The sequence below is a fragment of the Bradyrhizobium sp. Ghvi genome (genome assembly GCF_900115265.1).
Lineage (GTDB): Bacteria > Pseudomonadota > Alphaproteobacteria > Rhizobiales > Xanthobacteraceae > Bradyrhizobium.
This window is the reverse complement of the sequence record NZ_FOVU01000004.1, coordinates 771,473-785,625: the sequence shown is the minus strand read 5'-3', so window position 1 is coordinate 785,625 and position 14,153 is coordinate 771,473. Positions and strand designations below refer to the sequence as shown.

At 64.9% G+C, this 14,153-nt stretch carries 10 protein-coding genes; 5 read left to right on the top strand and 5 right to left on the bottom strand.

Annotation, left to right across the window (positions count from 1 at the left end; translation table 11 throughout):
• Positions 1–167: 167 nt before the first annotated feature.
• Positions 168–1,463 carry an N-acetylmuramoyl-L-alanine amidase gene (locus BM374_RS19335; RefSeq protein WP_092294871.1) on the bottom strand — a complete coding sequence of 432 codons (1,296 nt, stop codon included), beginning with the start codon at positions 1,461–1,463 and terminating at the stop codon, positions 168–170.
• Positions 1,464–2,164: 701 nt separating this feature from the next.
• On the opposite strand from BM374_RS19335, the gene BM374_RS19330 reads away from it, so the two are divergent.
• Positions 2,165–5,275, top strand: coding sequence for an Rne/Rng family ribonuclease (locus tag BM374_RS19330; RefSeq protein WP_092294869.1), 3,111 nt, complete (start codon positions 2,165–2,167; stop codon positions 5,273–5,275).
• 66 nt (positions 5,276–5,341) lie between these two features.
• Here BM374_RS19330 and BM374_RS19325 read toward each other — a convergent pair whose 3' ends face one another.
• Positions 5,342–6,022 (bottom strand): helix-turn-helix domain-containing protein, encoded by a 681-nt coding sequence (locus BM374_RS19325; protein ID WP_092294867.1) that lies wholly within the window; start codon positions 6,020–6,022, stop codon positions 5,342–5,344.
• A 210-nt stretch (positions 6,023–6,232) separates the two neighbouring features.
• Here BM374_RS19325 and BM374_RS19320 point away from each other — a divergent pair, with 210 nt between their 5' ends.
• Genes BM374_RS19320 through BM374_RS19310 form a run of 3 tightly spaced genes read left to right on the top strand, consistent with a single transcriptional unit; the run spans position 6,233 to position 10,251 of the window.
• Entirely contained in the window at positions 6,233–7,729 is a 1,497-nt protein-coding gene (locus BM374_RS19320; RefSeq protein WP_092294865.1) for an amidase, read from the top strand.
• Positions 7,730–7,788: 59 nt separating this feature from the next.
• A complete protein-coding gene (locus BM374_RS19315; RefSeq protein WP_092294863.1) occupies positions 7,789–9,003 on the top strand; it encodes an MFS transporter in 1,215 nt (404 codons plus the stop codon).
• Between the two features lie 15 nt (positions 9,004–9,018).
• Positions 9,019–10,251, top strand: a complete 1,233-nt coding sequence (locus BM374_RS19310; RefSeq protein WP_092294861.1) for an NAD(P)/FAD-dependent oxidoreductase — start codon at positions 9,019–9,021, stop codon at positions 10,249–10,251.
• Here BM374_RS19310 and BM374_RS19305 read toward each other — a convergent pair whose 3' ends face one another.
• Positions 10,252–11,088 carry a helix-turn-helix transcriptional regulator gene (locus BM374_RS19305; protein WP_092294859.1) on the bottom strand — a complete coding sequence of 279 codons (837 nt, stop codon included), beginning with the start codon at positions 11,086–11,088 and terminating at the stop codon, positions 10,252–10,254.
• Between the two features lie 91 nt (positions 11,089–11,179).
• On the opposite strand from BM374_RS19305, the gene BM374_RS19300 reads away from it, so the two are divergent.
• Complete coding sequence (locus BM374_RS19300; RefSeq protein WP_092294857.1) at positions 11,180–12,064, top strand: SDR family oxidoreductase; 885 nt, start codon at positions 11,180–11,182, stop codon at positions 12,062–12,064.
• Positions 12,065–12,090: 26 nt separating this feature from the next.
• Here BM374_RS19300 and BM374_RS19295 read toward each other — a convergent pair whose 3' ends face one another.
• Positions 12,091–13,425 carry a dicarboxylate/amino acid:cation symporter gene (locus tag BM374_RS19295; RefSeq protein ID WP_092294855.1) on the bottom strand — a complete coding sequence of 445 codons (1,335 nt, stop codon included), beginning with the start codon at positions 13,423–13,425 and terminating at the stop codon, positions 12,091–12,093.
• A gap of 83 nt (positions 13,426–13,508) precedes the next feature.
• Entirely contained in the window at positions 13,509–14,066 is a 558-nt protein-coding gene (locus BM374_RS19290) for a biotin transporter BioY (protein ID WP_092294853.1), read from the bottom strand.
• Positions 14,067–14,153: the final 87 nt, after the last annotated feature.

Here is a 14,153-nt window from a genome sequence, read left to right as displayed (position 1 = left end):
GCCGTCCTCACGTCGCGAATTCACCGGCCTACCCAATACCATCAAAGCCGGACCGAAAGACGCTTGCCGAACGGGATTCTCGTCGATTCCGGAACCCCCTGCGCCGTTTTTATAAGGCGCCCGCTGTGGCCAAACTAGGGCTTAGCAGCTGATACGGCATTCCCTACTCAATTCCCAGGTCCCGCCGTCGCCATTCGCTTGGCCAGGAACGTGTCGATTGCCTGGGCCATCGAGCCCACAGCCTTGGACCGCCAGCCCTCTGAGACGAGGTGCTCGAGATCACCCTTGTTGGAGACGTAGCCGATCTCGACGAGGACTGAGGGCACGTCGGGGGCCTTCAGCACCCTGAACCCGGCCGACTTCAGGGGATGCTTGTGCATCCGCACGGTCGACTTCATTTCGCCCATCAGCAGATGAGCAAAACGGTTTGAAAAGGTGCGGGTTTCCCGTTGCGTCAGGTCGATCAAGATGTCGGCCACATCGGTCGGCTCCTCCGACAGATTAAAGCCGGCAATGGCGTCGGCGCGGTTTTCGGCGTCGGCCAGGCGCTGGGCCTCAGCGTCGGAGGCCTTGTCCGAGAGCGTATAGATGGTAGCGCCCTGCGCGTCGCCCTCGGCCTTCGGCAGCGCGTCGGCATGGATGGAGATGAACAGCGCGGCGTTCAGATTGCGGGCGACCTTGGCGCGGTCGTTGAGCGGAATGAAGGTATCGTCGTCCCGGGTCATGACCACCCGGTATTTGCCGGCCTTTTCCAGCCGGTCGCGCAGCGCGAGCCCAAAGGCCAAAACCAGGTTCTTCTCGCTCTCTCCGCTCGACTGGGTACCGTTGTCTATACCACCATGGCCGGGATCGATCACGACGACCGGACGGCCGTCGGACGGGGCCCCCGCCTTTGACCCCGGTTCAGGCGGAACAGGAATCGTTGCCGGCGGCACTGCCGCAATCGTCGGGCGCAATTCGGGGCGTTTCTCCGGCGCGGGCGTCTGCGCGAAGGCCGCGCGATCGACCTCCTCCAGCTCAAGCACCAGCCGGGCCGGCTGACCGTTCGCCGCCTCGAGCACATAGGAATTCGTGATCTTGGCCGGCCCGGTGAGATCGAACACGATTCGGGAACCACCGGGCATCACCAGCCCATAGCGAAAGGCTTTGACCAGCCCTCGCCCGGCTCCGGTGCCGGGTGCCAGTTGAAAATTCACCTGGGGAACGTCGACCACGACCCGATAGGGATCGGCGAGGGTTGCGGTGCGGAAGCTGATGGATTGGTCGAGGTCGAGAATGAAGCGGGTCTGCTTGCCGTCACCGGCCAGGCGCGCGGCCGTGGCAACCGGAAAATTCGCCGTCGCAACAGAGGGCTGTGAGGGACTCTCGGCCGCGTTCAGACGCGAGGAATCGGCACACGGCAGTGCCGTGGCGCATAGAAGCGCAAATCCCAGCAGAACCCGTTGATTTGTGCGGCTCGCCACCGAATCCGTGCCTCCGAGCAGCCTCTTTAACGCAATAGAACCACAGGGTTAATCGATCCTTAATGACGGACGCGCGAAACTCTCCGACTGTGACCGGCGTGCGACGCTCCCTTGCACCGATGGCCCATTCCTCGTATGTACGGAATGCTGACGGCCAATGATTTCCGGTTGTGTCGCATTCAGCCTCCCGGTGCAGCGCCGGAGCTCCCAAGGTTTGGGAATTCCAGCGTTTTTCTGTTCCCCCACGGCCAGCGCGGTGCGCGGCAGCAAGGCGGAACGGAGCAAGCGCCGGCGGCGGACGGTTTCCGGTTACCACACTGTTTCCGGGACGGTTTTGACAGCGACGCGGCCAGTTACCCACCCTCTTAATCCCAAGGGGGCGGTTTTCGATCCAGGGCGAGCGCACACGCGCCATGCCTGGCCAGCAGCAACTGATTAGGGGCGGCCCCGCCGTCCATTGTTTCATACGGGCCGACGCTTGATGCGCCAGACTGCGCCGACGAATTCTGAAGGATCATTCGCGATGCTGCGGAGTGAACATCCCGCACGCCGCTTTGGCCCTGAAGCTTCCGGTCCGGCAAGGCGCGAGAGACGGCGTTTCGGCCTTCCCCTCACCCCCGAATCAGGTGGACCGTCGCGTCACCCGGTAGCGCTCTTCGCGCCCACGGTCGATCGTGCCCGCCGCCGCCAAGAGTTAAGACATGCCCAACAAGATGTTGATCGATGCCACCCACCCGGAAGAGACCCGGGTCGTCGTGGTCCGCGGCAATCGCGTCGAAGAGTTTGACTTCGAGACCGCACAACGCAAGCAACTACGCGGGAACATCTACCTCGCCAAGGTCACCAGGGTCGAACCCTCGCTCCAAGCCGCCTTCGTTGAATATGGCGGCAACCGCCACGGCTTCCTCGCCTTCAGCGAAATCCATCCCGACTACTACCAGATCCCGGTCGCCGACCGGCAGGCGCTGATCGAGGCCGAGGAACAGGCCCATCGCGAAGCCGAGGAAGAGAGCGAGAACCGATCCCATGGTCGCCGCCGTTCGCGCCATCGCAACGCCCGCCGCCGCGGCCCTGGCGAGCGCGTACGCAGCGACATCGTCGAGGGTCTGGACGCGGGCGCCGATCCGGCCGCCCAGCCGGTCGAGGATCACCTCCTGCCCGAGAACGCCGAGGGCGTGCCGCACGAGGGCGAGCATCCGCGCGCCGACGCGGAGCATGACGGCGACCACCATCACGACCACGATGACCATGACCACGACGATCACGGGCATGACGATCATGAGCACGATGATCATGAGCACGATGATCATCCTCACGCCCGCGACGACGAGCATGCGCACGATCATGATGACCATGGTCACGAGCACGATCATCACGACCATGATCATGCCGACGAGACGCCCGCGCCCGTCGCTGCGATCGGCGCCGAGCCCGCGGTTGCAGCCGAGACCATTGCAGAACCTCAGGAGTCCCCAGCGGTCGAGGCACACGGCGAGGCTTTTGCCGAGGTCGTGACATCAGTCGCCGAGCCCGCCGACGCGGTTTATGCCGCCGGCGAAGCGGTCGAAGCGCCGCATGGCGAGACTGCGGACACTGCCGGCGAAGACGAGGATGACGAGGACGGCGAGGAAGCCGAAGAGGAAGTCGTCGAATCCGTCGGCGGTGACGACGTGTTGGAGGAAGTGCCGGAGCGCACCTTCCGGCCGCGCCGCCAGTACAAGATCCAGGAAGTCATCAAGCGCCGCCAGGTGATGCTGGTGCAGGTGGTCAAGGAAGAGCGGGGCAACAAGGGCGCTGCGCTGACGACCTATCTGTCGCTCGCCGGCCGCTACGCCGTGTTGATGCCGAACACCGCACGCGGCGGTGGCATCAGCCGCAAGATCACCTCGGCCCAGGATCGCTCGCGCCTGAAGGAAGTGGTGCAGGATCTCGACGTGCCCGAGGGCATGGGCATCATCCTGCGCACCGCGGGTGCCGCCCGCACCAAGCCGGAGATCAAGCGCGATTTCGAGTACCTGATCCGGATGTGGGAGACGGTGCGCGACCTCACGCTGAAGTCGCAAGCGCCGACGCTGGTCTACGAGGAGGGCTCGTTGATCAAGCGTTCGCTGCGCGACCTCTACAACAAGGAGATCGACGAGATCCAGGTCGCCGGCGAAGCCGGCTACCGCGAGGCACGCGATTTCATGAAGATGCTGATGCCCGCCAACGTGAGCGCGGTGAAGCAGTATCGCGACGGCCAGCCGCTGTTCTCGCGCATGGGCGTCGAGAGCCAGCTCGACGCGATGTTCTCGCCGACCGTGCAGTTGCGCTCGGGCGGTTATATCGTGATCAACCAGACCGAGGCGCTGGTCTCGATCGACGTCAACTCGGGACGGTCGACCCGCGAGCACCATATCGAGGACACCGCGCTCAAAACCAATCTGGAAGCGGCCGAAGAGGTCGCCCGCCAGCTCCGCCTGCGCGACCTCGCCGGCCTGATCGTCATCGACTTCATCGACATGGACGAGAAGCGCAACAACCGTGCGGTCGAGCGCAAGCTGTCCGATTGCCTCAGGCAGGATCGCGCGCGCATCCAGGTCGGCCGCATCTCGCATTTCGGCCTGCTCGAGATGTCGCGCCAGCGCATCCGCGCCAGCGTGCTGGAATCTTCGACCGATCCCTGTCCGCATTGCGGCGGCACCGGCCATGTCCGCTCGGTGTCCTCGGTGGCACTCCAGCTGCTGCGCGGCCTCGAAGAGATCCTGATGAAGGGCGCGACCCACAATCTCGTGGTCCGCACCCGCACCGACGTCGCGCTCTATGTGCTGAACCACAAGCGCGGCCATTTGCGCGACCTCGAGAACGGTTTCAAGGTCACACTCTCGGTCATCGCCGATCAATCCATCAGCGGCCCGCAAGCCTACGTCATCGATCGCGGCGAGCAGGTTCACACGCTGGAAGCCGCCAAGGCGCTGCTCGCAGCGCAAGCTGCCGCAAGCCCGCCGCCGCTGCCCGAAGAGGCCTATGACGACGAGGACGGTTTCGACCTTGAGACCGAATCCGAAGTCGAGACCGACGAGACTGAAGGTCTCGGCGAGGAGCAGGCGTCGGGCGAAGCCGCGTCCGAAGGGGACGGACAGCGCCGCAAGCGCCGCCGTCGTCGGCGCGGCCGCGGCGGTCAACGCGACGGCGAGCTTCGTGAGGACAGCGCGCCGACGCTGCCGGAGGCGGCCATGGTCGCTGGCGAAGGCGACGAGGATGCCGAGTCCGAGCAGGACGGCGAGGAAGGCGAGGAACAGGCCGCTCGTGGCGAGCAGCAGGGCGGCGAGCGCCGGCGCCGGCGTGGTCGCAGGGGTGGGCGTCGTCGGCGCGGTGGCAGTGAAGAAGGCCTCGCCGGATCCATCGGTGATGAGCTCGGCGGCAGCAACCCACCGTCGGAAGCAACCGACGCAGTGGCCGACTTCGACGGCTCGTCTGGCAGCGAATCCGTTCCGTCGATTGCGCATTCGGAGCACGCGCCCCCGGTTGAAACGCCTCAGCCCGAGCCTCAGGCACCCATTCAAACGCCGGTCCAGCCTGTGCCCGTTGCTGTCGCGGAAGAAGAGCCCGCGGCCGATGAAAAGGCCACACGCCGTCGTTCGACCGTTCGTGAGAAGGTGAGCTTCCTGACGAGCAGCCCGAGCGAGCCGGCGCCCCCGGTTGCAGCTGCGCCTGAACCCGTTGCACCGCCCGCGCCTACGCCTGAACCCGCGCCGGAAGCGGCAGCCGAGACGCCGGCAGCGCCGCGTCGCGCCGGCTGGTGGTCGCGCCGGTTCGGCGGCGGCGAATAAGGCAAACGCCCAAATGAAAACGCCCGGCAAAAGCCGGGCGTTTTTCGTTTCATGCCTCGCCGGATCCTACGGCGGCATCTCGTCGTCACCGAGCGGCGCCACGTCGCGGGATGCGATCTGGCGAAGCTGGTCGTAGAGATCGGGCGCCTCGCTGGTGCAGAGACAGACACCCTTGGCGGATGCTGCCTCGCCGGCGTTGAGATAGGCGTGGCCCATGGTGCTGTCGAGATAGATGCCGTCGCCCTCGCCGAGGATCTCCGGCGCGTAAAATTCGGTGTGAACCGCGACGCGCCCGCTCGTCACAAGGAAGTACTCTTCGCCGGCGTGGCGCAGCAGCGGCCCAAATTCATCCAGCGAGCGCGCGCGGACCTCGGCCACGATCGGCACCATGCGTTTGCCGATCAGATCGGTGCACTGATAGGTGTAGGTGTAGAATTTCGTATTGATCAGCTGGCCCTGCCCGGCCCGGCTGATGCTCCGCCGCGCGGTGACCGGCCGGCCCTGCGCGGGCGCCGCGACCGCTGGATTGAACAGCTCCGCGATTTCCATCTTCAGACCCGAAGTGAGCTGAAGCAGCTTGTCGTATGTAAGCGACATCAGGCCGTTCTCGACCTTCGAGAGGGTCGACAGCGCCATGCCCGTGCGCTCCGCGACCTGCTTGAGCGTCAGGCCACGCGCCTGGCGCGCGGCCTTGAGACATTGGCCAAGCTGGGAGTTGGCTCCTTCGGGCGTAGTTGCTTCGCTCATGCAGCAATCCTACCATGATCTCTGAAAAATTGTTGATGTATCCACCTCGTCTTTTCGGCAAAGACTGCTCGCAAGCACCTCTTGGAAAGAGCTTTTCGGAGTTCGAGAGCCAAGATTTGTGCAAGAAACGCCTCGTTTGACGAATATTTGGTGCGGCAGCTTCACTTTCCGATATGCTAAATCGTTTTCATAATCTGAAAGGGACTGGCGTTGTCCGAGCTTTGTGACACCGATGCCGTTGAGCTGCGCCGCCTGCTGGACGCGCGGGCGATCTCGCCTGTCGAACTGCTCGATGCCTGCCTGTCACGCATCACCGCCACCAATGCCGCCGTCAACGCCGTCGTGACACTCGACGAGCCCGGAGCACGCGCTGCCGCGAAGGAGGCGGAAGCCGCGATTCTGCGCGGAGGGGACCATGGCGCGCTGCACGGGCTCCCCGTCCTGATCAAGGATACGCAGGATACCGCCGGCTTGCGCTCCACCTACGGCAGCCCCCTGTTGCGCGACAATGTACCGGCCGCCGACCAGGGCTCGGTCGCCCGGTTGCGCGCGGCCGGAGCCATCATCTTCGGCAAGACGAACACGCCGGAATGGGCCGCGGGCGGTAACACCCGCAATCCCGTATTCGGCGCGACCGGCAATCCGTTCGATCCCATGCGATCGGCGGCCGGGTCGTCCGGTGGCTCGGCGGCCGCGCTCGCTTGCGGCATGGCTCCGCTTGCCTCGGGCTCGGACACCGGAGGATCTCTGCGCAATCCCGCGGGCTATGCCGGCATCGTCGGCATGCGTCCCTCCTATGGCCTCATTGCGAGCGAGAAGCGCGCCTTCGGCTGGTCCAACCTGTCGACCGACGGACCGATGGCACGCAACGTCGCCGATACCGCATTGATGCTGTCGGTGATGGCGAGCGACGATGCCCGCGATCCGCTCGCCTACACGCTGCCAAGCGAGCCCTTGCGCGGACGCGCCGAGCGCTGGGCCGCACCGCGCCCCGCGGTGCTCGGCAAGCTCCGTCTCGCTTTCACCGAGGACTTCGGCTTTGCGCCGACCGAGCAGGCCATTCGCCGCGTCTTTCGCGATCGCGTAGCGAGGCTCGCGCCACTGTTCGCCGAATGCCGCGAGGCGACGCCCGACTGTAGTGGCGCCGATGATGCCTTCGCCGTGCTGCGCGCCGGCCTGTTCCTGGCGATGCACGGCAGGAACTACAAAGAACGGCCCGAGATGCTCGGCCCCAATGTCCGCGCCAATGTCGAGGAAGGCCTCAGCTACACGCTCGAAGACCACGCCCGCGCCGCGGCGACGCAGACGCGGATCTATCGCGCCTACCAGAGCTTCTTCGCGAACCACGACGTGCTGATCAGCCCGACAATCACGCTCAGCCCGCGGCCGTGGTCGGAACTCTATCCCGCCGAGATCGACGGCGTGCCAACAAAATCTTACTTCCACTGGCTTGCCCTCGCCTACGCCGTGACGCTGCCAGGGCATCCCGCGATCAGCATTCCGTTCGGCCGCGACGAAGCCGGCCTGCCCTTTGGCCTCCAGATCGTCGGACCGCGCGGCGGCGACGCGATCGTGCTCTCGGTCGCGGCGAGTCTCGAGGCAGCATTCGCGGACGATGCACAGATGTGCCGGCCTGTGCCCGACCTCGCGCGGCTTGCCGCAGCGCAGCCGCTGTCATCGGCACCCGGCTTCCTCACCTGGGAATAGAACCTCGAAATAAACCAAGCAGGCATGACCGCCGGCTCGCCGGCATCTCGGAGATCAGCATGGCCGAATTGTCGAACCGAAAGACCGGAATCATCGCCTTCGTCCTGCTTTATGTCGCCTACTGCATCTCCTACATCGACCGCGCGGCGATCTCGCTGGCGCTGGCGCAGATCGGCAAGGATTTCAATCTCCAGGCCGCGGACCTCGGCATTGTCATCAGCGCCTTCTTTCTCGGCTACGCCGCAATGCAGGTGCCGGGCGGATGGCTGTCCGATCGCTTCGGTTCGAAATATGTGGTGATCGTCACGATCGTGATGTGGTCGATTTTCACGGCGTTCACGAGCCTTGCATGGTCGCTGACCTCGCTGGTCGCGATCCGCTTCATCTTCGGCGTCGCCGAGGGCGGATTTCCGCCGGCGAGCATCCGCGCCATCGCGGAGTTGTTCAAGAAGGACAGCCGGCCAAAAATGTCGGCGCTGCTGCTGTCGTCCAACTATGCCGGCAGCATGATCGCGCCGCTGATCATGGCGCCGCTGATCCTCTGGCTGGGCTGGCGCCATGCCTTCAATACCATCGGCATCGCCGGCATCGTGTTCGCGGTGGTTTATTTCGTCTTCGTTCCACATCTCGCGCGTATCGGCGTCGGCCCCGTGACGGCGAAGCCCCGTGCGCCGATGCGCGAACTGGTCAAGAATCCGCTGCTGTGGCAGTTGATGGTGGTTTGGTTCGGCCTGAGCTGCGTCAACAAGGGTCTGGATTCCTGGATGCCGCTCTATCTACTTCAGCAGCGCGGACTGGATCTGAAGACCGTTGGCATCGTGGCGCCGATCCCGTTCGTGATGGCGACGATCGCGACCGCGATCGGCGGCTGGGTCATGACCACGTTCTTTGCCGAGCGCGAAAAATATCTGCTGATCGGCAGCTCCGCGTTAACAGGCATCTTCCTCTACGCCATGTACAAGGCCGAGACGATCACCACACTGATCATCTATCAATCCGTGGTCTACTTCTTCAAATCCTTCGTGCTGGCCTCGGTGATTGCCCTGCCGACGAAGCTGCTGCGCGACGACCAGATCGGATCGGGCATCGGCATGGTCAATCTCGGCGGCCAGAGCGCGGGCTTCGTCGCACCCGCCGTCATGGGCTTCATTGTGACCGGAACCGGATCATTTGACGCCGCCTTCGGCTTCCTGGTCGCGATGACCGCGATGTCGGTCATCGTCGCCACGACCATTAACACGGCGCAGCGCAGGCTCACGCTAGAGCCCGCCTGACAGGAGAATAGTCCGATGAAAAGCGCAATCATTCTCGGCGGCGGCATGGTAGGCGTCAGCGCTGCCTTGCATCTGCGGCAGCGCGGCTGGACCGTTGCGCTGGTCGACCGCAGGGAGCCGGGCCGCGAGACCAGCTACGGCAACGCCGGGATGATCCAGGCGGAAGCGGTACGGCCCTTTCCGATGCCGCGCGATCTCCCCTCGCTCCTGAACATCGCGACCGGCCGCACCAACGACGTGCGCTACAACCTTTCGTCGCTGCATCGCCACGTCGAGCCCCTGCTCCGCTATTGGTGGCACTCGGCGCCGAAGCGGCATCGCGAGGCGATCGAGGCCTGGGCCCGTCTGATCGCCTACGCGACGCCCGAGCACGACATCCTCATCCGCGAGGCCCATGCCGACAATCTGATTCGCCGCGCCGGCTATCGGGTGCTGCATCGTGATGCCGCCTCCTTCGACCAGGCGATCAAGACGGCAGAGGAAGATCGCCGCGAGTTCGGCGTGAATTTTCGCGTGCTCTCCGGCAGCGAGCTGACCAAGGTCGAGCCCATCCTGCGCGACGACCTTCCCGGCGCGATCCACTGGCTCGACACCTGGACCGTGTCCGACCCCGGCGCCCTCGTCACCGCCTATGCCGATCTGTTCGAACGATCGGGCGGCAGCATCGTGCTCGGCGATGCTCAATCGCTGCAGCAGACCTCGACCGGATGGTCGGTCAAAACGGACAATGGCCGTATCGACGCCGCCAACGCCGTCGTTACGCTCGGACCATGGTCGCCGGATCTGTTGCACAAGTTCGGCTACCGGATTCCGCTGGTGCGCAAGCGTGGCTATCACATGCATTACAGCGGCGGCGCCTCGCTCGATCTGCCGCTGGTCGACAGGGGCGGCGGCTACGCCATGGGTCCGATGGCCAAGGGCATCCGCATCACCACAGGCGCCGAGCTGACGGGACCGGATGCGCTGGCAACGCCGGTGCAGCTCGCCAACGCCGAAGCCTCCGCGCGCGAGCTGATCGATCTCGGCAAACGCGCCGAACCGGAGCCGTGGTTCGGCACCCGTCCCTGCACGCCCGACATGGTGCCGGTGCTGGGCCGTGCCCCGCATCACCCCGGCCTCTGGATGAATTTCGGCCACGGCCACCAGGGCTTCACGCTCGGCCCTGCTACCGGACGATTGCTCGCGGAGATGATGAACGGCGAAACGCCGTCGATCGATCCGACGCCGTACCGGCCGGAGCGGTTCTAGCTAGCGCTCAGCTTTTGCGGCGAGGACAGCTCTGATGCGCCGGGCGTCCTCCGGCGTCGCCGGATTGTAGACCACCATGCCAAGATCGGGCCGGCCGTCGACCGCGAAGGCCGAATATTCGAATGCGATCGGGCCGAGCACGGGATGGCGCAGATGCTTGACGCCCTCGCCATGGGAGCGGACGTCGTTGTCGGCCCACAGCTTCGCGAACTCTGGACTGAGGCGACAAAGCTCGTCGACCAATTCGGCGACATGCGAGACCGCGCCGGCGCGCGCCGCGTCCGCCCGAAAGGCCGCAACGACGAAGCGGGCCACGCTGTTCCAATCATATTGCGCGGCCCGCACACGCGGCTCGCAGAAGATCAGCCGCAGGATATTGCGCCGCTCCGGCGGCAGTTTCGAATAGTCGGTCAGCACGATCGTGGCGGCACGATTCCACGCGACGACATCCCACGTCATGGTCCTGATGATGGCAGGGCTGGTCTCGAGCGCGTCGAGCACGCGCTGGAGTCGCGGCGAGACGCCTTCGCTCACCTGGTAACGGACCTCGGGCGGACGGCCGAGACCGATCAGAAACAGATGCTCGCGCTCCACGTCAGTCAGCATCAGCGCGTGGGCGATCCGGTCGAGCACGTCGGCCGAGGGCGCGCCGCCCCGCCCCTGCTCCAGCCAAGTGTACCAGGTCGGGCTGATATTGGCCCGCTGCGCCACCTCCTCGCGCCGGAGTCCCGGCGTGCGCCTGCGGCTGCCGCCAAAGCCGAACGCGGCTGCGTCAAGCCGCGTTCTGCGGTCCTTCAAATAGGTCCCGAGCAGGTTCTCGCTGACGGTCGCACCCATCCTGTTAGCCGTTATACCCTGATAAGCTCACTACTTTACCTGGATAATTCTAGCGCAGATGGTCGTCTCCACCAACTCTGGAGAATTGCCCATGCGTGTCTTCGTCACTGGCGCCACCGGCTTCGTCGGCTCTGCCGTCGTTCGGGAGCTGATCGCGGCCGGCCACCGCGTGCTCGGACTTGCCCGTTCCGAAGCAGGCGCTGCATCACTCGCTGCCATGGGGGCCGAGGTTCATCGCGGCTCGCTCGAGGACCATGCTTCCTTGCGCAGCGGCGCGGCCGCTTCCGATGGCGTGCTGCATCTCGGCTTCAATCACGACTTCTCGAAATTCCTGGACAATTGCGAGCTCGACCGCCGCGCCATTCTCGCGCTTGGCGAGGAGCTGAAAGGCTCCGACCGTCCGTTGATCGTCACAGGCGGCGTCGCGCTGCTCGCGCCCGGACGCCTTGCGACCGAGGATGACCCGTCCGCGCGCCGCTTTCCGCGCGTATCTGAAGCCGTCGCAGAGGACCTGGCTGCGCAGGGCCTGCGCACGGCGGTGGTGCGTTTGCCGCCTTCCACCCACGGTGAAGGCGACCATGGCTTCGTCCCCATCCTGATCAACATCGCGCGCGAGAAAGGCGTGTCGGCCTACGTCGGCGACGGGATGAACCGCTGGCCTGCCGGACACCGCTTCGATGCCGCGCGGGTCTATCGGCTGGCGCTCGAGCAAGGCGCAACTGCCCCGCGCTATCATGCCATCGCCGAGGAAGGGGTGCCGTTCAAGGCCATTGCCGAGGTGCTCGGCAGAAGGCTCGGCGTGCCCGTGGTCTCGAAATCACCGGAGGAAGCGGCCGATCATTTCGGCTGGTTCACGCAATTTACCGGCATCGACGTGCCGACATCGAGCGCGAAGACCCGCGCCCTGCTCGGCTGGACGCCGAAAGAAATCGGGCTGATCGAGGATCTCGACCAGCCCTATTACTTCAAGGTCTAGGGCGCATCACGCCGTCAGCTGGCAGATCAGTCCGTCGTGATTGCCGTTTCCATGTCCGTCGGATCGATCTGTCGGCTCAGCCGCGCGTTGAGCTTGTCACGATCGAGCTCGCCCTCCCACCATGCGACGATCACGCAGGCAACGCCGTTGCCGCAGAGGTTGGTCAGGGCGCGGCACTCGCTCATGAACTTGTCGATGCCGAGCACGATCGCCATGCCCGGCACGAGCCGCGGATCGACCACGGCAAGCGTTGCCGCCAGCGTGATGAAGCCTGCGCCGGTGATGCCGGAGGCGCCCTTCGAGGTCAGCATTGCCACGACCAGGATGGTGAGCTGCTGGCCGAAAGTGAGATCGAAACCAAGCGCCTGGGCGATGAAGAGCGTCGCCAGCGTCATGTAGATATTGGTGCCGTCGAGGTTGAACGAATAGCCCGTGGGCACCACGAGGCCGACCACCGATTTGGAGCAGCCGAGCCGCTCCAGCTTCTCCATCAAGGACGGCAGCGCACTTTCGGAGGACGAGGTGCCGAGCACGATCAGCAGCTCATCCTTGATGTAGGCCAGGAACTTGAAGATCGAGAAACCGGCGAGGCGCGCGATGATGCCGAGCACCACGAGCACGAACAGCGCCGCGGTGAGGTAGAACGTCGCGATCAGGCCGATCAAATTGAGGATCGCACCGGTGCCGAACTTGCCGATGGTGAAGGCCATCGCGCCGAAGGCGCCGAGGGGCGCCGCGCGCATCACGATCGAGATCACGCCGAACACGGCGTGCGCGGCATCATCGATGAAGCTGCGGATGGTGTGGCCGCGCTCGCCGAGTCCCATGATGGCGAATCCGAACAGCACCGAGAACAGCAGCACCTGAAGGATCTCGCCTTGTGCGAATGCTCCGACGACGGTGTCCGGAATGATGTGCAGGATGAAGTCGACGCTCTTCTGGCCTTCGGCTTGCTTGGCATAGTTGGCGACAGCCTGCGCATTGGCCGCCGCACTGCCGAAGCCCGCGCCGGGCTTCACGACATTGCCGATGATGAGGCCGATGACGAGCGCGAAGGTGGATACGATCTCGAAATAGACCAGCGCCTTGACGCCGATGCGTCCGACCTTCTTGGCATCCTGGATGTGGGCGATGCCGGAGACCACGGTGCAGAAGATGATCGGGGCGATCACCATCTTGATCAGCTTGATGAAGCCGTCGCCGAGCGCCTTGATCCAGTCGTTGGTGGCAACGGACGGCCAGAACGAGCCGACGATCGCACCGAGCACGATGGCGATCAGCACCTGGACGTAGAGAATTTTATACCATGGCTTGGCCGCAGCGGGTGCGGCGGCCGCCCCGGCCATCGTTGTCGTTGTCATTGTTTCACTCCCCCTCAAAACTCAGAGCCAGCCAAGATCAACTTGGCCGGCTCTGTCAATTGGAACATTCCGTGCGGTGAAATCTAGCCGCGGCGGCCAACGATCCGGCGCATCGCCGGCATCAGGGCGGCGCCGAGCGCGTTCTTGATGACGGAGGCCGCGATGAACGGTGCGACGCCAACCGCCCAGGCCTTGGTTCCACCAAGGCCGATGCCGTAGGCCAGCCAGCCGAAGCCGGCGATGAAAATGACGACATGGCCGCCCGCCATGGCCGTGAACAGCAGCACGACGTTGCGATCCCAACCGCGCTCGGCCAGCCAGCCGGTGATGAAAGCAGCCGCCACGAAGCCGTAGAGATAGCCAGCGGTCGGGCCGACCAGCGGTGCAATTCCACCGACAGGTCCGGCAAAGACCGGCAGCCCCATCGCGCCCTCGGCGAGGTAGGCGATCATGGTTGCGCTGCCAAGACGCCAGCCATAGGCCGCGCCGATCGTCAGCACGACCAGCGTCTGCAACGTCATGGGCACATAAGGCAGCGGCAGGTTCACCTTGGCTGATAGCGCCATCAATGCGGAGCCGAGCGCGATCAGCACGAACGCGCGCAACGCGCCGACGGCTTCCCCCGGCCGGGTCGGCCACATCACTGCAGCAAGAGGAGAACGCGATGTGGCGGCAGACTGGACGATTGGGTCAGACAAGATGCACTCCGGAAGGCTGGCGAAAACTGG

What these genes read in the sequence shown, in the direction of transcription:
- BM374_RS19300 (WP_092294857.1), top strand. Translation starts at nt 11,180, where the DNA reads ATGCGTGTCTTCGTCACTGGCGCCACCGGCTTCGTCGGCTCTGCCGTC.
- BM374_RS19295 (WP_092294855.1), bottom strand. Translation starts at nt 13,425, where the DNA reads ATGACAACGACAACGATGGCCGGGGCGGCCGCCGCACCCGCTGCGGCC.
- BM374_RS19325 (WP_092294867.1), bottom strand. Translation starts at nt 6,022, where the DNA reads ATGAGCGAAGCAACTACGCCCGAAGGAGCCAACTCCCAGCTTGGCCAA.
- BM374_RS19330 (WP_092294869.1), top strand. Translation starts at nt 2,165, where the DNA reads ATGCCCAACAAGATGTTGATCGATGCCACCCACCCGGAAGAGACCCGG.
- BM374_RS19315 (WP_092294863.1), top strand. Translation starts at nt 7,789, where the DNA reads ATGGCCGAATTGTCGAACCGAAAGACCGGAATCATCGCCTTCGTCCTG.
- BM374_RS19310 (WP_092294861.1), top strand. Translation starts at nt 9,019, where the DNA reads ATGAAAAGCGCAATCATTCTCGGCGGCGGCATGGTAGGCGTCAGCGCT.
- BM374_RS19290 (WP_092294853.1), bottom strand. Translation starts at nt 14,066, where the DNA reads ATGTGGCCGACCCGGCCGGGGGAAGCCGTCGGCGCGTTGCGCGCGTTC.
- BM374_RS19305 (WP_092294859.1), bottom strand. Translation starts at nt 11,088, where the DNA reads ATGGGTGCGACCGTCAGCGAGAACCTGCTCGGGACCTATTTGAAGGAC.